13 protein-coding genes are annotated in these 20,480 nt (G+C 65.4%); 10 read left to right on the plus strand and 3 right to left on the minus strand.

The features are described from left to right. The first annotated feature begins 135 nt into the window (after window positions 1-135). From JANGC3_RS0121800 to JANGC3_RS30950, 6 genes are all read left to right on the plus strand, one after another. Complete coding sequence (locus JANGC3_RS0121800) at window positions 136-675, plus strand: hypothetical protein (protein ID WP_017878611.1); 540 nt, start codon at window positions 136-138, stop codon at window positions 673-675. Beyond that, window positions 672-1,745: a nitrogen regulation protein NR(II) gene (gene glnL / locus JANGC3_RS0121805; RefSeq protein WP_017878612.1), complete on the plus strand. Its 1,074-nt coding sequence runs from the start codon at window positions 672-674 to the stop codon at window positions 1,743-1,745. The genes JANGC3_RS0121800 and glnL overlap by 4 nt, the downstream gene beginning before the upstream one ends. A gap of 63 nt (window positions 1,746-1,808) precedes the next feature. After that, window positions 1,809-3,308: a nitrogen regulation protein NR(I) gene (gene ntrC / locus JANGC3_RS0121810; protein ID WP_017878613.1), complete on the plus strand. Its 1,500-nt coding sequence runs from the start codon at window positions 1,809-1,811 to the stop codon at window positions 3,306-3,308. A gap of 251 nt (window positions 3,309-3,559) precedes the next feature. Then, entirely contained in the window at window positions 3,560-4,528 is a 969-nt protein-coding gene (gene corA / locus JANGC3_RS0121815; protein ID WP_017878614.1) for a magnesium/cobalt transporter CorA, read from the plus strand. A gap of 122 nt (window positions 4,529-4,650) precedes the next feature. Continuing rightward, on the plus strand, window positions 4,651-6,192 hold the full coding sequence (locus JANGC3_RS0121820; protein ID WP_026133321.1) for an HD domain-containing phosphohydrolase: 1,542 nt from the start codon (window positions 4,651-4,653) through the stop codon (window positions 6,190-6,192). A gap of 56 nt (window positions 6,193-6,248) precedes the next feature. Further along, complete coding sequence (locus tag JANGC3_RS30950; RefSeq protein WP_017878616.1) at window positions 6,249-7,640, plus strand: sensor histidine kinase; 1,392 nt, start codon at window positions 6,249-6,251, stop codon at window positions 7,638-7,640. Between the two features lie 76 nt (window positions 7,641-7,716). Here JANGC3_RS30950 and JANGC3_RS32945 read toward each other — a convergent pair whose 3' ends face one another. Further along, window positions 7,717-7,962 carry a hypothetical protein gene (locus tag JANGC3_RS32945; protein ID WP_157406815.1) on the minus strand — a complete coding sequence of 82 codons (246 nt, stop codon included), beginning with the start codon at window positions 7,960-7,962 and terminating at the stop codon, window positions 7,717-7,719. A 125-nt stretch (window positions 7,963-8,087) separates the two neighbouring features. Here JANGC3_RS32945 and JANGC3_RS0121835 point away from each other — a divergent pair, with 125 nt between their 5' ends. Then, window positions 8,088-10,919, plus strand: a complete 2,832-nt coding sequence (locus tag JANGC3_RS0121835; protein ID WP_017878618.1) for a TonB-dependent receptor — start codon at window positions 8,088-8,090, stop codon at window positions 10,917-10,919. 99 nt (window positions 10,920-11,018) lie between these two features. Here the strand turns inward: JANGC3_RS0121835 and JANGC3_RS0121840 are convergent, their stop codons facing one another. Then, complete coding sequence (locus JANGC3_RS0121840; protein ID WP_017878619.1) at window positions 11,019-12,647, minus strand: NAD(P)/FAD-dependent oxidoreductase; 1,629 nt, start codon at window positions 12,645-12,647, stop codon at window positions 11,019-11,021. A 577-nt stretch (window positions 12,648-13,224) separates the two neighbouring features. On the opposite strand from JANGC3_RS0121840, the gene JANGC3_RS0121845 reads away from it, so the two are divergent. Continuing rightward, window positions 13,225-16,011, plus strand: coding sequence for a TonB-dependent receptor domain-containing protein (locus JANGC3_RS0121845; protein ID WP_017878620.1), 2,787 nt, complete (start codon window positions 13,225-13,227; stop codon window positions 16,009-16,011). A gap of 149 nt (window positions 16,012-16,160) precedes the next feature. On the opposite strand, the gene JANGC3_RS0121850 is transcribed toward JANGC3_RS0121845, so the two are convergent. Continuing rightward, complete coding sequence (locus JANGC3_RS0121850; RefSeq protein WP_017878621.1) at window positions 16,161-16,886, minus strand: 16S rRNA (uracil(1498)-N(3))-methyltransferase; 726 nt, start codon at window positions 16,884-16,886, stop codon at window positions 16,161-16,163. A gap of 215 nt (window positions 16,887-17,101) precedes the next feature. Between JANGC3_RS0121850 and tkt the strand changes: the two genes are divergently transcribed. Together tkt and gap are read left to right on the plus strand one after the other, a co-directional pair. Continuing rightward, window positions 17,102-19,099 carry a transketolase gene (gene tkt, locus JANGC3_RS0121855; RefSeq protein WP_026133322.1) on the plus strand — a complete coding sequence of 666 codons (1,998 nt, stop codon included), beginning with the start codon at window positions 17,102-17,104 and terminating at the stop codon, window positions 19,097-19,099. 71 nt (window positions 19,100-19,170) lie between these two features. Next, entirely contained in the window at window positions 19,171-20,181 is a 1,011-nt protein-coding gene (gene gap / locus JANGC3_RS0121860; protein ID WP_017878623.1) for a type I glyceraldehyde-3-phosphate dehydrogenase, read from the plus strand. The last annotated feature ends 299 nt before the right edge of the window (window positions 20,182-20,480 follow it).

The following is a 20,480-nucleotide window of genomic DNA, read 5'->3' on the forward strand; positions in this document are numbered from 1 at the left end:
GGCGCCGGGGCTTAAAAGAACGCGAGGCGAGCCACACGGCTTTCCTCGCGTTTTTTCATTGATGTTGTATATTCGGCTTGGGCTGATTTATTCGCGCACCGCGAATGGGCTATTGGAATGACAAGCGGATTGAATATGCAGAAAATCGCAGCACCTGCCACTGTACTGGCGCTGGCCGCCGCGCTGGCGCTGGGCGCCGGCGCGCAGGCGCGCGCCGACGGCCAGATTTTTTTGTGCGTCGACGCCGACGGGCGCAAGGAATTGACCGACGTGAACCGCAAGGGCCAGTGCAAGCTGCTCGACCTGCCGGGGGCGATCGCGCCGGCGCCGGCGCCGCGGCGCTCCGCGCCGGTCGCGGCGCCGGCGCGCGCCGGCGGCGGCGCCGCCGCGCCGGCCCCGACGATGTCGACGCCGGCCGATTTTCCCAAGGTCGACAGCGGCGCCCAGAAGGCGCGCGACAACGACCGGCGCCAGATCCTGCTCGACGAACTGCGCGCCGAGGAGCAAAAACTGGCCGCGCTGAAGCTGGAGTACAACGGCGGCGAGCCCGAGCGCCATGGCAACGAGCGCAACTACGCCAAGTACCTGGAGCGGGTGGCGCAAATGAAGGACAACGTGGGCCGCGCCGAAAAGAACGTCGAGGCCTTGAAACGCGAGATCGCGAATATCCGATGACACTAGTTAACCACAAGCTGGCCGGGCTGGACATCCTGGCCTCGGCCGTGGTCCTGCTCGACGCCGAGGGCCGCATCAGCTACGCCAACGCGGCCGCCGAGAACCTGCTGGAGAGTTCGCTCAAGGCGCTCTCGCGCCAGAGGCTGACCTCGCTGTTCAGCAACCCCGACGAACTGGCCGGCATCTGCGTCCAGGCGCTCGAGCACAAGTTCGCCGACATGCGCCAGGACCTGACGCTGGAGCGGCCCGGGCGCGAGGCGCTGCACGTGCACAGCATTATCAGCGCGCTCGACGACGCCGCCGGCACCATCCTGATCGAGCTGCGCGAGAACGTCCAGCAGCTCAAGCTCGACCGCGAGGAGCGCATCCTCGACCAGAGCCAGGTCAACAAGGAGTTGATCCGCAACCTGGCGCACGAGATCAAGAACCCGCTGGGCGGCATCCGCGGCGCCGCCCAGTTGCTGGAACTGGAGCTGCCGGCGCTGCACCTGGGCGCCTTGCGCGAGTACACCCAGGTCATCATCAAGGAGGCCGACCGCCTGCAAACCCTGGTCGACCGGCTGCTGGCGCCGCACCGCCGCCCGCACATCGTCGGCGACGTCAACATCCACGAAGTGTGCGAGCGGGTGCGCAGCCTGATCCTGGCCGAGTTTCCCTGCGGCCTGAGCATCCGGCGCGACTACGACGCCTCGATTCCCGAGTTCCGCGGCGACAAGGAACAACTGATCCAGACCGTGCTCAACATCGCCCACAACGCCGCCCAGGCGCTGTCCGAGCGCATCGAGGCGGGCGACGCCGAGCTGGTTTTCAAGACCCGGGTGGCGCGCCAGGTGACGCTGGCGAAGGTGCGCTACAACCTGGCATTAGACTTGCATATCATTGACAATGGACCGGGCATCTCGCCCCAGATCCGCGACCGTATTTTCTACCCGCTGGTGTCGGGACGGGAGGGCGGCAGCGGTTTGGGGCTGACACTGGCGCAAACTTTCGTGCAGCAGCATATGGGCGTGATCGAGTGCGAGAGCCGGCCAGGATATACCGATTTCAGGATCGTCCTGCCGCTTCCCTAGGCGGCGCGGGGCGGCGCCTGGTCCGTATCCCAAATGAATCCATATTGCGGGACGCACATACACATGAAGCCAATCTGGATAGTTGACGACGACGAATCGATCCGCTGGGTGCTGGAAAAAGCGCTGGCGCGGGAAAACCTCGCCACCAAGAGTTTTGCCAACGCGCGCGACGCCATCGCCGCGCTGGAATTCGACACCCCGCAGGTGCTGGTGTCGGACATCCGCATGCCGGGCGCCTCCGGGCTGGACCTGCTGCAAACCGTCAAGCGCCGCTTCCCCGGCCTGCCGGTGATCATCATCACCGCCTTCTCCGACCTCGACTCGGCGGTCGCCGCCTTCCAGGGCGGCGCCTTCGAATACCTGGCCAAGCCCTTCGACATCGACAAGGCCGTCGAGCTGATCCGCCGCGCCCTCGACGAGAGCCTGCGCGAGACCAGCGTCGAGTCCGGTCCCAGCGAGACCCCGGAAATCCTCGGCCAGGCCGCCGCCATGCAGGAAGTGTTCCGCGCCATCGGCCGGCTGTCGCAGTCGAACGTGACGGTGCTCATCACCGGCGAGTCCGGCACCGGCAAGGAACTGGTCGCGCGCGCGCTGCACAAGCACAGCCCGCGCGCGCAGCAACCGTTCATCGCCCTGAACACCGCCGCCATTCCGAAGGACTTGCTGGAATCGGAATTGTTCGGCCACGAGCGCGGCGCCTTCACCGGCGCCCAGACCAGCCGGCGCGGCCGCTTCGAACAGGCCGAGAACGGCACCCTGTTCCTCGATGAAATCGGCGACATGCCCTTCGACCTGCAGACCCGGCTGCTGCGGGTCTTGTCGGACGGCCACTTCTATCGCGTCGGCGGCCACCAGCCCTTGAAGGCCAACGTGCGCGTCATCACGGCGACGCACCAGAACCTGGAGCAGCGCGTGCGCGACGGCCTGTTCCGCGAGGACTTGTACCACCGCCTCAACGTCATCCGCCTGCGCCTGCCCAGTTTGAGGGAGCGGCGCGAGGATATCCCTATTTTGGTGCGCCACTTCCTGGTGCAGAGCGCGCGCCAACTGGGCGTCGAGGCCAAGCGCATGAGCGAGGCGACGGTGCAGTTCCTCACCGGGCTGGACCTGCCGGGCAATGTGCGCCAGCTGGAAAACCTGTGCAACTGGATCACCGTGATGGCGCCGGGCCAGAGCGTCGAAGTCAAGGACTTGCCGCCGGAACTGACCCAGGGGCACGAGGGCGGCGCCGCGCCGCCCGCGGCGCCGCTCGCCACCGCGCCCGAGGCCGCGGGCGCGCACGCGCCGGCCGGCGGGGTGGTGTTCGACGCCGCCGCGTCCGGCAACGGCACGCCGCCGGGCTGGCTCGGCCTGCTGGAGTTGCAGGCCGCCGCGATGCTCGCCGGCGGCCAGCAAGAGGTCATGGCGGTGCTGGGCCGGCAGTTCGAGTCGGCGCTGATCAAGACCGCGCTGCGCCACACGCACGGGCGCAAGAACGACGCCGCGGTGCGCCTGGGTATCGGCCGCAACACCATCACGCGCAAGATCGCCGAGCTGGGCATCGACGGCGCCAAGGACGACTAGCGCAGCGCCGGTCCAGGTCGCGCGCCGGCGCGTGTCGGCGCCGCCGCCGGCGGGCCGGCGCGGTCGAATGCCGCAAGCAGGTGCGCTATGACTACGCGCGGCCCGGCGTCGGCTGGCGCCGTCGCGCATCCGACCCGCGGAAGTTCACCGTAGCGGCCACGTCCCCCTCCATCTTGCACTGCGCAAACCTGCCGCGATCAGGTAAGCTCTCGGCTGCAGGGGCGGCGTGCCCCGTTTTTCATGGAAACAGTATGTTGATTAACTGCGTGGCCTACCAGGACGGCAAAAAACTGGCGGACATCCCGGTCGAGGCGATCAGCGATTTCGTCGAGCGGCCCGATTGCTTCGTCTGGGTCGCCTTGCTCGACGCCCAGCCCGCCGAGCTGGCCCAGATGCAGGAGGAGTTCTGCCTGCACGAATTGGCCGTCGAGGACGCCCGCCGCGGCCACCAGCGCCCGAAGATCGAGGAATACGGCGATTCGCTGTTCGCCGTGGTGCAGACGGTCGAGCTGGTCGGCGACGCGCTGGTGCTCGGCGAAGTCGACATTTTCGTCGGCGCCAACTATGTGCTGTCGGTGCGCGGCAGCCACAGCTCGCAGGGCTTCCTCGGCGTGCGCGCGCGCGCCGAGCGCGAACCGCACCTGCTGTCGAAGGGCTCGGCCTTCGTCTTCTACGCGCTGATGGACGCGGTCGTCGACCGCTATTTCCCGGTGGTCGACGCGCTCGAGAGCGAACTCGAACTGATCGAGGACCGCATCTTCGCCCGCGGCGCCGAGCGCGACAACATCGAGCGGCTGTACCAGCTCAAACGCAAGATCATGGTGCTGCGCCACGTCGTCGCGCCGCTGATGGAGGCCGTCGGCAAGCTGCACGGCGGGCGCGTGCCGGCGCTGTGCGGCGACACCCAGGAATACTTCCGCGACGTGCACGACCATTTGCACCGCATCAGCGGCACCCTCGACACCATCCGCGACACCATCAGCACGGCGATCCAGGTCAACCTGTCGATGGTGGCGATCGACGAGAGCGAGGTCAACAAGCGCCTGGCGGCCTGGGCCGCGATCTTCGCCATCTTCACCGCCTTCGCCGGCGTCTGGGGCATGAACTTCGACGTCATGCCCGAGCTGAAGTGGAAATACGGCTATCCGGCGGCGGTGCTGGCGATGTTCTCGGTGTCGGGCTATCTGTACTACCGTTTCCGGCGCTCCGGCTGGCTCTAAAAAAACGCCGCGGCCGTGTCAATTACAACAACAGTAGGATGTACAATGGCCGCATGGGCGCAGTGGCTTGCTCGCACCATCTTGTCCATCGGGCCGTCGCGGCCGCGCACCAAGGAAGATCCATGACAGACGAGATGTTGTTCGAAGACGACGAGGCGCCGCAGGCCAAGTGCGCCGCGCCGCCGCCGTGGCAAGTGATGATCGTCGACGACGAGGAATCGGTGCACCAGGTAACCCGGCTGGTGATGTCGGACTTCAGCTTCGACGGGCGCGGCGTGCAGTTCAGCAGTTGCTATTCGGCGGCCGAGGCCGGCGCCGCGCTGGCGCAGGGCGGCGACGTCGCGCTGATCCTGCTCGACGTCGTCATGGAGCACGAGCACGCCGGGCTGGACCTGGTGCGCTTCATCCGCGACGAGCTGCACAACCACAGCGTACGCATCGTGCTGCGCACCGGCCAGCCCGGCCAGGCGCCGCAGGAATACGTGATCCGCAACTACGACATCAACGACTACCGCGAAAAGACCGAACTCACGCACGGCAAGCTGAGCACCGTGTTCTACTCGGCGTTGCGCGGCTACCGCGACCTGATGCGCCTGCAGCGCGCCAGGGACGGCCTGCGCCGTTCGATCGAGGCGATCACCGCCGTCTGCGACGCCGACAACCTGCGCGGCTTTTGCTCGGCGGTGCTGGCCCAGGCCGGCGCGTTGCTGGGCCAGGACGGCGAGGGCGTCTGCGCCGGCCGCCTCGGCACCTTCGCCGCCGCCCGGCTCGACGAGGGCATGCGCGTGCTGGCCGTCACGCCGGCCTACGCCGGCCTGGCGCCGCAGACCAGCCTGGACCATCTGCCGGGGCCGGTGCGCGCCGCCTTCGAGCGCGCGATGGCCGAGCGGCGCGGCCACCAGGGCGAGTTGCACCACCTGAGCTACCACCGCACCGGCGACGGCAACGAAAGCTTCCTGTACATGGCCTTCGCCGAGCCGATCGGCGCCGACGCGCGCGAGACGCTGGCCGCCTTCGCCGCCAACGTCGCCATCACCTATGAAAAACTGCTGCAGCGCGAAGAGCTCGAGGCGACCCAGGAAGCCACCGTGGCGATCCTCGGCGAGGCGCTCGGGCGGCGTTCGGCCGCGCCCGGCGCGCACGCCGAGCGGGTCGGCGCGATCGCCGCGATGCTCGGCGCCGCCGCCGGCATGGCGCCGGCGGCCGTGCGCCAGCTGCGCCTGGCCGCGCCGCTGCACGACGCCGGCCACTGCGGCGTGCCCGACGCCGTGCTGCACGCGCCCGGTCCGCTCGACGCCGAGCAGTGGCAGCTGATGCGCCGCCATACGGGCATCGGGCGCGACATGCTGGCGCGCTCGCCGCGGCCGGTGCTGCAATTGGCGGCCGCCATCGCCCACGAACACCACGAGCGCTGGGACGGCGGCGGCTACCCGCGCGCGCTGGCCGGCGAACAGATCGGCCTGGCCGCGCGCATCACCGCCCTGGCCGACTTTATCGACGCCATGGTCAGCCCGCGCAGCTACCGCCAAGCCTGGTCGCTGGAACACACGCTGCGCCAGGTGCGCGAGGAAAGCGGCAAGCGCTTCGCGCCGGACCTGGTGGCGCACCTGTTCGAGCGGCTCGACTGGCTGCGCGCGCTGTACCTGCGCCTGCCGCCGGATTAATGTAGACGATTCAAGCTTTATACCGCCAATTCACGCGCGCTGCGCAGGAGCCTACGATGGACTTGAACACACCGGCCAAGCAGGCCGACCCCGACGGCGGCGAGCACCGCGCGCTGTTCGACGCCGACGAACGCCGCACCCTGGCCGAGGCGGCGCTGCGCTCGATCACGGCGTCGACCGCGCGCGCCCGCGGCGACGACTTCCTGCGCATTCTGGTGCGCGACCTGGCCCTGGCGCTCGACGTCACCTACGTCATCGCCGGGCGCGTCATCGAGCAGGCCGACGGCGGCGAGGGCATCCGCACGCTGGCGGTGTGGGGCGGCGCCGACTACCTGCCGAACATGGAATACAGCCTGCGGCACACGCCGTGCCAGGACGTCACCGACCAGACCATGTGCTTCCACGGCTGCGGCATCCAGGCCGACTATCCGCTCGACACGCTGCTGGTCGACATGGGCGCCGAGAGCTATATCGGGATGCCGATGATCGACACCGAGGGCAAGACGCTGGGCATCCTGTCGGCCATCGACACCAAGGAGATCGACGAGAACAAGCGCCTGCTGGCGTTGTCGCTGCTGTCGATCTTCGCCGCCCGCGGCGCCGCCGAGCTGCAGCACCAGGACCGCGAGGCGCTGCTCGAACTGAAGGTTGCGCAGCGCACCGAGGCGCTGCGCGCGGCCCAGGCCAACCTGGTCGAGCAGGAAAAGATGGCGGCGCTGGGCGCGCTGGTGGCCGGCGTCGCGCACGAGGTCAACACGCCGATCGGCGTGGCGGTGACGGCGGCGTCGGGGCTGAGCAGCTACGCCGACAAGCTGATCGCCACGCTGGGCGGCGACAAGGTCAGCCGCGCCGAGCTGGCCGAGCTGGCCGGCCGGCTCAAGGCCGCGGCCGGTCTGGTCGAGCAAAACCTGGCGCGCGCCGCCGAGCTGATCGGCAACTTCAAACAACTGGCGGTGGACCAGGCCAGCGAGCACGTCACCGAGCTGGCGCTGCGCGAGTATGTGCACGGCGTGGTGTCGGCGCACAGCCCGGAGCTGCGCAAGGCCGGCATCAAGGTCGAGCTGTTGATCGCCCCGGACAGCCGGGTGCGGCTGGCGGCCGGCAAGGTCTCGCAGGTGTTGTCGAATTTGTTGATGAACGCCGCCAAGCACGGCTATCCGCAGGGCGGGCCGGGGCTGGTGACGATTGCCGGCCGCGTCGACGCCGCCGACCCGGCCGCGGCGTGGCTGTTGCTCGACTTCGCCGACGACGGCGTCGGCCTGGCGCCCGGCATCCGCGAGCGCGTCTTCGAACCCTTCTTCACCACCAAGCGCGGGCAGGGCGGTTCCGGCCTGGGCATGCACATCGTCTACACCATCGTGCACCAGCTCGGCGGCCAGGTGGCGCTCGACGGCGGCGCCGCGCCCGGCTGCCGCATCCACGTGCGCCTGCCGCTGCCGCCGGCCTGAGCCGTCCGCGCCCGGCGCCACACGGCGTCCCGGCGCGGCCACTATGCGCATTGTTGTTGCGTATTGGCTACAATATTCATACGGTCATTTGATTTTTTGCAAAACATTCAATGTTTTTTTTAAGAATGGCAGAATATTCGCTCATTTGCGGATTTTTTGATTTGCCGCCTCCCTTCGGCCTCCCCCGCGCCCGTCGCTTTCGCTCCATAATGGCCTCCGTGTAAGAAATGTTGAGCTTTTGGTCATTGTGTGCTGTTGCCGCAGCGACAATAGCTTGGCGTTTTACATCGTGCAGGCAGTGCAGATGATCGAATCCAGCCACCAATCCTGCTCCTCGGCCCCGCAGTGTGCTTCGGTGCGCAACGCCGGGCGGAACAATGGAATAGGCTTGAACCGATCATTCTCATTTTTGTTGATTATTTTTAGCAATTATTTGGAGTGTGGGACATGCAAAAAAGTATGATTGCCAAGGCCATCGCGTTGATGGGCTGTGTCGGTTTCGTCCATGGCGCCATCGCCGCCGAAGAAGTGGCGATGGAACGGGTCATCGTGACCGGTTCGAACATCAAGCGCACGGCCTCGGAAGGCACGTCGCCGATGCAATTGATCACCAAGAAGGAAATTCAGCAATCGGGCGCGGTCAGCGTGGCCGACCTGATGAGCAAGCTGCCTGCGCTCGGTTCGAGCAACCAGGTCGACGCCCGCGACGGCGGTTTCTCGAAGGGGCTGGCGACCGCGTCGATGCGCGGCCTGGGTTCGGCCTCGACGCTGGTGCTGCTGAACGGGCGCCGCATCGCCCCGAGCGCGTACGCCGATCCGAACGCCGGCCAGTCGACCCAGTACGACTTGAACTCGATCCCGCTGTCGGCGATCGAACGCGTTGAAGTGCTGAAGGACGGCGCCTCGGCCGTCTACGGTTCCGACGCGATCGCCGGCGTGATCAACTTCATCACCCGCAGCGACTACCACGGCGCCGAACTGTCGGCCGACACCAGCAGCGACGCGCGCGGCAATTTCGGCCGCTCCACCGTCAACGGCGCCTTCGGTTTCGGCGACCTGGACAAGGACGGCTACAACGTCTTCGGCTCGGTCGACCTGTCGCAACGCCAGCGCGCCTCGATCGACGACGCGCGCGGCGTGCGCACCGACGAATACCGCGCCATCCACGGCCGTCTGAGCAATTTCTTCAGCGGCGTCAGCGGCCATCCGGTGTTCTACAAGGAAGCGAAACCGGGTAGCGGCGTGTTCGGCACCTACGCCGGCGCCGACCTCGGTTGCGATCCATCGCAACTGCGCACCGGTTCGACCGCGCTGGTGCCGATGCGCGCCAACGATCCGCTGATCGGCAAAAAATTCTGCAATTTCGACAACGCGAATTTCGAAGACGCGCAAGGCCAGAGCGACGCCGCCAGCGTGCTGTTGCGCGGCGAGTTCAAGGTCTCGTCGACGCTGACCGCGTTCAGCGAAGCGACCTACAACCGCTCCAAGCTGCAATACAGCGGCTCGCCGCGCAGCATGAGCGGGCGCGTGCTGACCACGGTGTTCCCGGCCCAGGGCGCCGGTACACCGTTCCAGCCGATTTTGCCGGTGGGCCATCCAGACAATCCGACCAACAACAGCGCCAAACCGCAGCGGGTGGCGGTGGCCTACCGCTTCACCGACAGCATCGGCGGCAGCGAAAACACCAACTCGGCAACGCGCCTGCTGGCGGGCTTGAAGGGCAGCAACTTCAACTGGGACTGGGATACCGGCCTGCTGTACAACAAGTCGGAGCGCTCGCAGATCAGCAACGGTTTCGTCCATTTGCCGACGATTGAAAAGCTGTACAAAAACAACGTCCCGTTGGCAACGATCATCAAAGACCCCAACCTGATCCGCAACGTCACCCTGGACGGCGACTCCACCATCACCCAGTGGGACTTGAAGGGCGCGACCGAATTGGGTTCTTTGCCGGGCGGTAAAATCGGCTTGGCCGTGGGCGTCGAAGCGAAGCACGAAACCATGTCCCTGCGTCCCGATCCGCTCAGCGTGACGGGCCAGATGGTCGGCATCGCCAACACCTTCGCCGAGGCGTCGCGCAACGTCGGCTCAACCTTCATCGAATTGCGCACGCCGTTCTTCAAGTCGCTGGAAATGGAATTTGCCGGGCGCTACGACAAATACCAGGGCTTCAAAGGCAAAGTCACGCCGAAGGTCGGCGCGAAATGGACGATTATGCCGAACCTGGCCGTGCGCGGCACGTATTCGACCGGTTTCCGCGCGCCGTCGCTGACCCAGATGGTCAACGGCAGCACCCAGTACTTCGTCAACAACTACGTCGACAAGCTGCGCTGCGATAAGCCGGGCGCCGACACGCTCGATTGCAACCGCAGCTTCTCCGGCATCGCCGCGGCCAATCCGGACTTGAAGCCGGAAACCGCCAAGAGCTTTACGCTGGGACTGGTGTACTCGCCGATCAATTCGATCGACATCTTGCTTGATTACTACAGAATCAAGAAAGAGAAGGAAGTCGACCTGATCTCGTCGGCCACCGTCATCGACGATCCGGCATATGCGAAATACGTCAGCCGCAACCAAAACCAGGGTACCTGGTTGCGCGACGCCAACGGCGTGCTGATCCCCAACTCGGGTCCGTTGATCAGCGTGCAAACGCCTTACATCAACGCCGGCCGCACCGACACCAGCGGCCTCGATCTGGAATTGGCAATGCGCAACTCGCTGGGCCAGTACGGCAAGCTGAGCAGCCGCCTGAACGCCAGCTACATGCTGTCGTACAAAAAGGCCGGCGGCGCGAACGACCCGGCGTATGAACTGGTTGGCACCAACGGCGCCGTCAGCAACGACACCACCAGCGTCGGCGACCTGCCGCGCCTGAAAGGCAGCCTGTCGACCAACTGGTCGTTCGGTCCGCACAGCCTGACCGGCACCGTCAACTACATCGGCGGCGTGTCGCTGATCGCCCGCTACGCCACCGACGAGGAGACCGGCAAGGTGGTTGCCTACGAGAAGCCGTATTGCGAATACGGCCGCGCCGCCAGCGTGCCGCTGTACGCCAAGGACCACGCCGACTGCAAAGTCAGCGCCTGGACCACGGTCGACATGGCCTACAGCTACGCCTACTCGAAACAGCTGACGATGGGCTTCAACGTCCAGAATTTGCTGGACTCGAAGGCGCCGTTCGATCCGAACTCCAACACCACGCAGATTGGCGGCTTCAACGCCAGCATGCATAGCGGCAAAGGTCGTTACTTCACCGCCAAGGCGAACTACAAGTTTTAAGCCCCCGTTCGCCAGCGGCGCGCCGGTCCGGGCGCCGCCCGACGTAAAAAAAACGCCGCGATCTTCGCGGCGTTTTTTTCGTCCGGGGCCGGCGCGCCGCTAGCCGGCGGCCATCGCCAGCGCCACCGCCTCGGCCACCTTGATGCCGTCGACCGCCGCCGACAGGATGCCGCCGGCGTAACCGGCGCCCTCGCCGGCCGGGAACAGGCCGCGGGTGTTCAGGCTTTGCAGGTCGTCGTCGCGGCGTTTGATGCGGATCGGCGACGAGGTGCGCGTCTCGACCCCGGTCAGCACCGCGTCGGCCTGGTAGTAACCCTTGATCTGCTTGTTGAACGCCGGGAAGGCTTCGCGCATGGCCGCGATGGCGTATTCCGGCAGCGCCGACGCCAGGTCGGTCAGGCGCACCGCCGGCTTGTACGACGGCGTCACCGAGCCGAACTCGGTCGAGGCGCGCGCGGCGACGAAGTCGCCCACCAGCTGGCCGGGGGCGTCGTAGTTGCCGCCGCCCAGGGCGAAGGCGCGCTCCTCCAGCTCGCGCTGCAGGGCGATGCCGGCCAGCGGATGGCCCGGGTAGTCCAGCGGCGTGATGCCGACCACGATGGCGCTGTTGGCGTTGCGCTCGTTGCGCGAATACTGGCTCATGCCGTTGGTGACCAGGCGGCCCGGCTCGGACGCCGCCGCCACCACGGTGCCGCCCGGGCACATGCAAAAACTGTACACCGAGCGGCCGTTGGTGGCGTGGTGCACCAGCTTGTAGTCGGCGGCGCCGAGGATGGGGTGGCCGGCGCTGGGGCCGAAGCGGCAGCTGTCGATCAGCGACTGCGGGTGCTCGACCCGGAAGCCGATCGAAAACGGCTTGGCCTCGATGTATACGCCGCGTTCGTAGAGCATTTCAAAGGTGTCGCGGGCGCTGTGGCCGATCGCCAGCACGACGTGGCGCGTGGCGATGCGCTCGCCGCCGGCCAGCGTCAGGGCGCGCACCTGGCCGCCGTCCTGGCCCGGCTCGATCTCGATGTCGACGACCTTGCTGTTGAAGCGGTATTCGCCGCCCATCGCCTCGATGTTGGCGCGCATCTGCTCGACCATTTTGACCAGGCGGAAGGTGCCAATGTGCGGTTTGCTGACGTACATGATCTCCTCCGGCGCGCCGGCCTTGACGAACTCGGTCAAGACCTTGCGCCCGTAGTGCTTCGGGTCCTTGATCTGGCTGTACAGCTTGCCGTCCGAGAAGGTGCCGGCGCCGCCCTCGCCGAACTGCACGTTCGACTCCGGGTTCAGTTCGCGCTTGCGCCAGAAGCCGAAGGTGTCGACGGTGCGCTCGCGCACTTCCTTGCCGCGCTCGAGGATCAAAGGGCGCAAGCCCATCTGCGCCAGCACCAGCGCCGCGAACAGGCCGCAGGGGCCGGTGCCGATGACCACCGGGCGTTCGCCGCGCGCCCCGGCGGCGGCGCGTTCGCCGCCGGCGACGAAGCGGTAGGCGGTGTCGGGCGCCGGCGCCAGGTGGGCGTCGTGCTTCAGGCGCGCCAGCAGCGCGGCCTCGTCGGCGACGGCGACGTCGAGCGAGTAAATCAGCACCACCGCGCTGCGCTTCCTGGCGTCGTAACTACGCTTGAAGATGGTGTAGCCGAGCAGCGCCTCGGCGCCGATGCCCAGGCGCGCCAGCACGGCGCCGGTCAGCGCCGCCTCGTCGTGCTCGAGCGGGAGTTTTACTTCGTTGAGTCGCAACATAATCAATATTTCCGAGAATTTCTGCGCCGGTCGTCGGACCGGCGGATAGTGTGAGCGGCGTGTGCGGGGTGAGCGCGCGGCGCCGGCGCCAGCCGCCAAGCGGGCGGGGCGCGCCAAAGACGCTATTTTACCTCCATCAAACGGCGCCGCCGGATCGCCGCGCGGCGGGCCCGTCGAGACCGCCCGTGCGCGTGGCGTTCGCGCCCGCGGAAAACGCTGGTTCCGAACTTTGCCGCTGTTTGTAGATGCATTTATGGTGCTTAATTTTGTGCGGGCCTGCACCGACTTGGTGAAGATAACGATTTACGTCATTGTGTGACAACCATCTGTTGTTTCTACGCATAAAGCAACGTGCTTAGTTGACAGTAAATGTTTCGATATGTTTCCATAGGTAGCTTGATCAGGCGGATTTTTGTATCGCGTCTGATCAGCTAGTCTGCTTACCGGCGGCTTGGGAAATAGGAAGAGGCCAGACTTTACTATCCTGTAATGCTACGTAATGAGTCCACAAACTTACACCAGCTTATCTATCAGAAAAGCATATAAATTGGGAAATCACATGTTTAGAAAAACAGTTTTGGCACGCGCCCTGACAATCGCATTCGGCACCGCCGCGCTCAGCGCTGTGGTGGTTCCGTCGGCCATGGCGCAACAGCAACCCGCCGCGGACGCCCCGATCCAGCGCGTTGAAATCACCGGCTCGTCGATCAAACGGATCGCCGCCGAAGGTGCGCTGCCGGTAACCGTGGTGAACGCCGCGGCGATCAAGGCCAGCGGTGTGACGTCCGCCGCCGATCTGGTCAAGCGCCTCGTCGCCACCCAGGGCGGAATGGGCGAATCGGGCGCCGTCGGCGGCGGCAGTTTCGGTTTTTCTGGCATCTCGATCCACAACGTCGGCGAAACCCGCACCCTGGTGCTGTTGAACGGCAAGCGCCTGGCCCTGTTTGGCGGCCAGAACCTGACCGGCTTCGCCGCCGGCTTCGACTTGAATTCGATTCCGCTGTCGGCCATTGAACGCGTGGAAATGCTGACCGACGGCGCCTCGGCCCTGTACGGCGCCGACGCGATCGCCGGCGTGGTCAACTTTATCACCAAGCGCAACTCGACCGAAGGCGATGTCACCATCGGCTTCTCCAACCCGGCCGACGGCGCCCAGGAAAAACGTTTGAGCGCCAGCAAGGGCTTCGGCTCGCTCGATGAAGACGGCTTCAACGTGATGATGACGTTCGGCCATGACGAACGCACCAAATTGAAGTCCGGCGACCGCGACTTCGCCAAGACCGGCAAGGTGAAGTTTTCCGCCAACGGCAAGCAATACCAGAAGCAACAATTCTCGGCCAGCCCGATTCCGGCCAACGCGACCGACGACCTGGGACAGCTGATCAACCCGTACCAGAAAAAAAACGGCTCCTGCCCAACCCAGACCTTCCGCGTGACCGAGCCTTACAACGACGGCACCGGTTTGGTGGACGACTACTGCGGCTACGACTTCGTGGGCGATCTGGAAATCTTTCCGGAGCGCAAGCGCGACAGCTTCATGAGCTCGCTGACCGCCAAACTCGGCAGCCAGGAAGTCTTCGCCGACGTCCTGTTGTCGCGCACCAGCCAGGTCTCGCGTATCGCACCGGTGCCGGGCTCGATCAGCATCGACGCCGGTACCCCGCTGCATGACAAGTACCTGCTGCCACTGGGTATTACGCAAGACAGCCTGGCGTACTACCGCCTGTACGACATGGGTAAGCGCACCTCGAGCGACAAGGCCGATTTCGTCAGCATCGTCGGCGGCATCCGCGGCGAAGTGATGGGTTGGGACTATAACGCCGCGTACAATTTCTCCGAAAGCAAGGTCAAGGGCAGCATCTCCGGCTACCCGGGCGCGCGGGCGGTGCGTGCTCTGACCGGCAGCGGCTTGCTCGATCCTTTCGTCGGACCGGGCCAGCAATCGGCCGCCGCGCTGGAAGCCATCAAAGGCGCCGCCTACAGCGGTTACTTCGACGGCGGCGAGTCCAAACTGCAATCGTTGAGCGTCAACGGTTCGCGCGCCCTGGCGCAACTGCAGGGCGGCTCGATGATGCTGGGCGTCGGCGCCAGCGTGTCGCGCGAGAATTTCTCCAGCAAGCCTAGCTTGTTTTCGCAGGGCAAACTGGCCGATCCGGTCAAGGGCACCTTGTGCGGCGGCGCGCTGCTGTGCGACAAGCGCTTCGGCGACGCCGCCGACGCCCTGCCGTACGAGGCCGGCCGCACGTCGAAGGGCGTATTCGGCGAATTGATCATGCCGGTGCTGAAAACGCTGGAACTGGGCGCCGCGCTGCGCCTCGACGATTTCTCCGACTTCGACAGCGCCACGACGGCCAAGGCCAGTTTCCGCTGGACCCCGGTGCCGACAGTAATGGTGCGCGGTTCGGTCGGCAACGGCTTCCACGCGCCGACGGTGCCACAGGTGAACGCGCTGTTGCAAGGCTATGGCGTCACCAGTGAAAAATACAAATGCACGCCGGAATTGCAGGCGGTCGCAACCGCGAACAACGCCATTTGCCAGAGCGGCAACCGCCAATATGACAAGCTGGCCGGCGGCAATCCCGAGCTGAAGGCAGAAAAATCCAAGCAAGCGACCTTTGGCCTGCGTTTCGAGCCGATGGCCGCGCTGTCGATGGGCGCCGATCTGTGGCATGTGCAAATTCGCGACACGTTTGGCCAGCTGACCGAGGACGTGGTCTTCGCCAATCCGGCTAAGTACGCGGATTCCTGGGGCAGCAAGGTCGACGTCGGCACCGGTAAAAACTATCTGGCCTTCCTGGCGGATAACAAAAACCTGGGCAACGCCTATTACACCGGAGTCGATATCGATATCACCGGCCGCCTCAAAACCGGCTTCGGCCAGTTGACCTCGCAGCTGAACGTGACCCATATGCTGCGTGAGCGTAGCCAGTTGCTGAAAGACGGCGAGTATTACTCGGCGGTAGGCAATTTCGCCGACCTGGGCACGGTGACGTTCCGCACCCAGGGCCGTTTGGTGACCACCTTGAAAACCGGTAACTGGACCAATACACTGGGCTTGAACTTCAAGTCCGGCTACAAGGATCAGGCCACCAGCGTCGAAGTGCTCGATGCCAGCGGTGTCGTCACCGGTACCGAAAAAATCCGCATGGAAGTCGGCTATTTCTCGACCTGGGATTGGCAGACCCTGTGGACCCCGAGCAAAAGCTGGTCCATTTCGGCGGGTGCTTTGAACCTGTTCGACCGCGATCCGCCGTTCGTTCCTTCTACGTCCGGTGGCAACCGCGGCCAGCAGTTCGGCTACGACGACCGTTACTACGATTCGCGCGGCCGCACGCTGTATGCGAACGCGTCGTATAAGTTTTAAGCGACTGGACACGGTGGGCTTGCGCCTGCTGTGAGTGCGCGCCCCGAAGCGGGGCGCGCGGCGGCCGCGGCCTGGCTAGTCCAGGTGGGTGGCCGCTTCGAAAAAAAACCGCCGGCGTCAAGCCGGCGGTTTTTTTGCGAAGGGGGGCGTTACATGCCGCCCCACAGCGCGTTGAGCGCGGCCAGCGCGGCCAGGCCGGCCGTCTCGGTGCGCAGGATGCGCGCTCCCATCGACAGCGCCAGCGCGCCGTGCGCCAGCGCGGCGTCCTCCTCGGCGGCGCTGAAGCCGCCCTCCGGGCCGACCATCAGCGTGACGGCCTGCGGCGGCTGGTGGCGCGCCCAGTCGGCCAGCGACTGCTGGCCGCGCGGACTGAGAATGATGCGCCGGTGCATGTCCTGCTGGGCGATCCAGCGCTGGAAATCGTCCAACGGCGCCAGTTGCGCCAGCCGGTTGCGTCCGCTTTGCTCCGAGGCGGCGACGACGATGCCTTGCCAATGCGCGTGCTTTTTCTCGGCCCGTTCGGCCGACAGGCGCACCACGCAGCGCTGCGCCGACAGCGGCGCGATGCCGGACGCGCCCAGTTCGATCGCCTTCTCGACGATCCAGTCCATCTTCGACGCCTCCGGCAGCGCCTGCGCCAGCGTCACCGCGTAGGCCAGCTCGGTGTCGCGCGGCGCGAAGGCCTTCAGCTCGGCCGTCACGCGGCGCTTCTCGACGCTGGCCAGAACCGCCGTGTACTCGCCGCCCTCGCCGTTGAACAGGGTGATGGCGTCGCCCGGCGCCAGCCGCACCACTTGCACATGGTGGGCGACGGCCTCGGGCAGGGTGACGGTGGCGCCGATGGCGAGGGCGAGTGGGCAGAAAAAACGCGGCATGCAAAATCCTGGTGTAGAAGGGTGGGGGCGGCCCGCCCCGGGGGGGGGCGCCGGGCGCGGCCAAAACGGGGGAAAAGCGCGCAACAGGCATCAAAAACGCGCCGCTTTGCAGTGCAATTTTAATTCGGACACACTTGGTCTGGTAAAATACTTAGCTCAGAAAGTAGCTTGATCTACTGCAAACGAATTCAAACTCCGCGATCGACCACACCACGATGAAATCTACGCTCCCTACCACCAAAATGGCCAACGCGATCCGCGCGCTGGCAATGGACGCTGTGCAAAAGGCCAATTCCGGCCACCCGGGCATGCCGATGGGCATGGCCGAGATCGCCGTCGCGCTGTGGAGCGGGCACTATAGCCACAACCCGGCCAACCCGAAATGGATCAACCGCGACCGCTTCCTGCTGTCGAACGGCCACGGTTCGATGCTGCACTACGCGCTGCTGCACCTGAGCGGCTACGCGTTGACGATGGACGACCTGCGCGCCTTCCGCCAGATGCACTCGAAAACCCCGGGCCACCCGGAAGTGGACGTCACGCCCGGCGTGGAAACGACCACCGGCCCGCTCGGCCAGGGTATCGCCAACGCGGTCGGCATGGCGCTGTCGGAGCAACTGCTGGCGGCCGAGTTCAACCGCCCGGGTTTCGACGTGGTCGACCACTACACCTACGCCTTCCTCGGCGACGGTTGCCTGATGGAAGGCATTTCCCACGAAGTGTGCGCGCTGGCCGGCACGCTGGGCTTGAACAAGCTGATCGCGCTGTACGACGACAACGGCATTTCGATCGACGGCAAGGTCGAGGGCTGGTTCACCGATGACACGCCGAAGCGCTTCGAAGCCTACGGCTGGAACGTCATCGCCGCCGTCGACGGCCACGACGTCGCCGCGGTCGACGCCGCCATCGCCGCCGCCAAGACCTCGGCCAAGCCGACCCTGATCTGCTGCAAGACCGTCATCGGCAAGGGTTCGCCGAACCTGCAAGGCGGCGACAAGGTGCACGGCGCCGCGCTGGGCGACAAGGAAATCGCCGCGGTACGCGAATACATCGGCTGGGACGCCGCGCCGTTCGAGATGCCGGCCGACGTCTACGCCGCCTGGGACGCGAAAGCCGCCGGCGCCGCCGCCGAAGCCCAATGGAACGCCAGCTTCGCCGCCTACGCCGCCGCCTTCCCGGCCGAAGCGGGCGAGCTGACGCGGCGCATGAAAGGCGAGCTGCCGGCCGCGTTCGACGAGGTGCTGGCCGCCGCCATCGCCGCCTGCGTCGAGAAAAAAGAAAACATCGCCACCCGCAAGGCCAGCCAGAACGCCATCCAGGCGCTGGCGCCGGCGCTGCCGGAATTCCTCGGCGGCTCGGCCGACCTGACCGGTTCCAACCTGACCAACTGGAAAGAGTGCGTCGCGCTGCGCTCCGGCCAGCCGGGCAACCATATCAACTACGGCGTGCGCGAATTCGGCATGAGCGCGATCATGAACGGCATCGTCCTGCACGGCGGCTATATCCCGTTCGGCGCGACCTTCCTGACCTTCTCCGACTACAGCCGCAACGCGCTGCGCATGGCCGCGCTGATGAAGCTGCGCTCGATTTTCGTCTTCACCCACGACTCGATCGGCCTGGGCGAAGACGGCCCGACCCACCAGTCGGTCGAGCACATCTCGTCGATGCGCCTGATCCCGAACCTGGACAACTGGCGCCCGTGCGACACCGTTGAGTCGGCGGCGGCGTGGGGCGCGGCGGTGAAACGCCAGGACGGCCCGTCGACCTTGATCTTCTCGCGCCAGAACCTGCCTTACCAGGAACGTTCGAGCGCGCAGATCGCCGACATCAGCCGCGGCGGCTACGTCCTGAACGACGTTGCCGACGCCAAGGCGATCCTGATCGCCACCGGTTCCGAAGTCGAACTGGCGGTGGCCGCGGCCAGCGCGCTGGCGGCCGAAGGCATCGCCGTGCGCGTGGTGTCGATGCCGTCGACCGACGTCTACGACCGCCAGGACGCCGCCTACAAGGCCGGCGTATTGGCCAAAGGCCTGCCGCGGGTGGCCATCGAAGCCGGCGTCACCAGCTTCTGGTATAAATATGTCGGCCTGGAAGGCGCCGTCGTCGGCATCGACAGCTTCGGCGAGTCGGCCCCGGCCGGCGTACTGTTCAAGCATTTCGGCTTCACCGTCGAGAACGTCGTGGCGAAAGTCAAATCCGTTCTGGCCGCATAATTTCTGTGACGGGCGCCGCGTAGGCGGCGCCCTTGTGCTAAGTACCTCATTTTTTTAATCAGGAGCAAAGTATGACGATCAAAGTTGCAATTAACGGTTATGGCCGCATCGGCCGCAATGTCTTGCGCGCATTCTACGAAGGCGGCAAGAAGCAAGACATCCAGATCGTCGCGATCAACGACCTGGGCGACGCCAAGTCGAACGCCCACCTGACGCGCTACGATACGGCGCACGGCAAGTTTCCCGGCACCGTCACGGTCGAAGGCGACAACATGATCGTCAACGGCGACACCATCCGCGTGTTCGCGCAGCGCAATCCCGCGGAAATCCCGTGGGGCGAGCTGGGCGTGGACGTCGTGCTCGAGTGCACCGGCTTCTTCACCACCAAGGAAAAGGCTTCGGCCCATCTGGTCGGCGGCGCCAAGAAAGTCATCATTTCGGCGCCGGGCGGCAAGGACGTCGACGCCACCATCGTCTACGGCGTCAACCACGCCGTGCTGAAGTCGAGCGACACCGTCATCTCGAACGCCTCCTGCACCACGAATTGCCTGGCGCCGCTGGTCAAGCCGCTCAACGACGCCATCGGCATCGAAACCGGCCTGATGACCACCATCCACGCCTACACCAACGACCAGGTGCTGTCCGACGTGATGCACGAAGACCTGCGCCGCGCCCGTTCGGCCACGATGAGCATGATCCCGACCAAGACCGGCGCCGCCGCCGCGGTCGGCCTGGTGCTGCCCGAGTTGAACGGCAAGCTGGACGGTTTCGCCATTCGCGTGCCGACGATCAACGTGTCGCTGGTCGACCTGTCGTTCATCGCCAAGCGCGACACCACGGTCGACGAAGTCAACGCGCTGATGAAGGCCGCGGCCGAAGGCGCGCTGGAAGGCATCCTGACATACCAGACCGAGCCGCTGGTGTCGATCGACTTCAACCACAACCCGGCGTCGTCGAATTTCGATTCGACCCTGACCAAGGTATCGGGCCGCCTGGTGAAAGTATCGTCGTGGTACGACAACGAATGGGGTTTCTCGAACCGCATGCTGGATACCACGGTGGCGCTGATGTCGGCTAAATAAGCCTGCCATATCGCTGGAAAAAAACGCCCCGCGGGGCGTTTTTTTTCGTCCGCACAAACCGAGATATAAGCCCGGCTAGGTGAGGATGGTATTGGCTTTGATATCAAATACAGCTTATTTGAAACCGCCTGCGACGCGCGCATTGGAAACCTCGGCGCAGCGAATATGGACCTTCTTATCGGGCGAGTATAAGGAGAAACGCGAATGCAATAAATTATTTAATCGGACACTATTTACACTTTCAAAAATAAACTCTTCGAATATCCGCCACGCCGCTTATGCCGCTAAGTTCGAGCGAT

It is taken from the genome of Janthinobacterium sp. CG3 (assembly GCF_000344615.1).
GTDB lineage: Bacteria > Pseudomonadota > Gammaproteobacteria > Burkholderiales > Burkholderiaceae_D > Janthinobacterium.

Bases quoted from the DNA above. Each gene is read 5' to 3' on its own strand.
- JANGC3_RS0121835 (WP_017878618.1), top strand. From the start codon at position 8,088: ATGCAAAAAAGTATGATTGCCAAGGCCATCGCGTTGATGGGCTGTGTC.
- gap (WP_017878623.1), top strand. From the start codon at position 19,171: ATGACGATCAAAGTTGCAATTAACGGTTATGGCCGCATCGGCCGCAAT.
- tkt (WP_026133322.1), top strand. From the start codon at position 17,102: ATGAAATCTACGCTCCCTACCACCAAAATGGCCAACGCGATCCGCGCG.
- JANGC3_RS0121850 (WP_017878621.1), bottom strand. From the start codon at position 16,886: ATGCCGCGTTTTTTCTGCCCACTCGCCCTCGCCATCGGCGCCACCGTC.
- corA (WP_017878614.1), top strand. From the start codon at position 3,560: ATGTTGATTAACTGCGTGGCCTACCAGGACGGCAAAAAACTGGCGGAC.
- ntrC (WP_017878613.1), top strand. From the start codon at position 1,809: ATGAAGCCAATCTGGATAGTTGACGACGACGAATCGATCCGCTGGGTG.
- JANGC3_RS30950 (WP_017878616.1), top strand. From the start codon at position 6,249: ATGGACTTGAACACACCGGCCAAGCAGGCCGACCCCGACGGCGGCGAG.
- JANGC3_RS0121820 (WP_026133321.1), top strand. From the start codon at position 4,651: ATGACAGACGAGATGTTGTTCGAAGACGACGAGGCGCCGCAGGCCAAG.
- glnL (WP_017878612.1), top strand. From the start codon at position 672: ATGACACTAGTTAACCACAAGCTGGCCGGGCTGGACATCCTGGCCTCG.
- JANGC3_RS0121800 (WP_017878611.1), top strand. From the start codon at position 136: ATGCAGAAAATCGCAGCACCTGCCACTGTACTGGCGCTGGCCGCCGCG.
- JANGC3_RS0121840 (WP_017878619.1), bottom strand. From the start codon at position 12,647: ATGTTGCGACTCAACGAAGTAAAACTCCCGCTCGAGCACGACGAGGCG.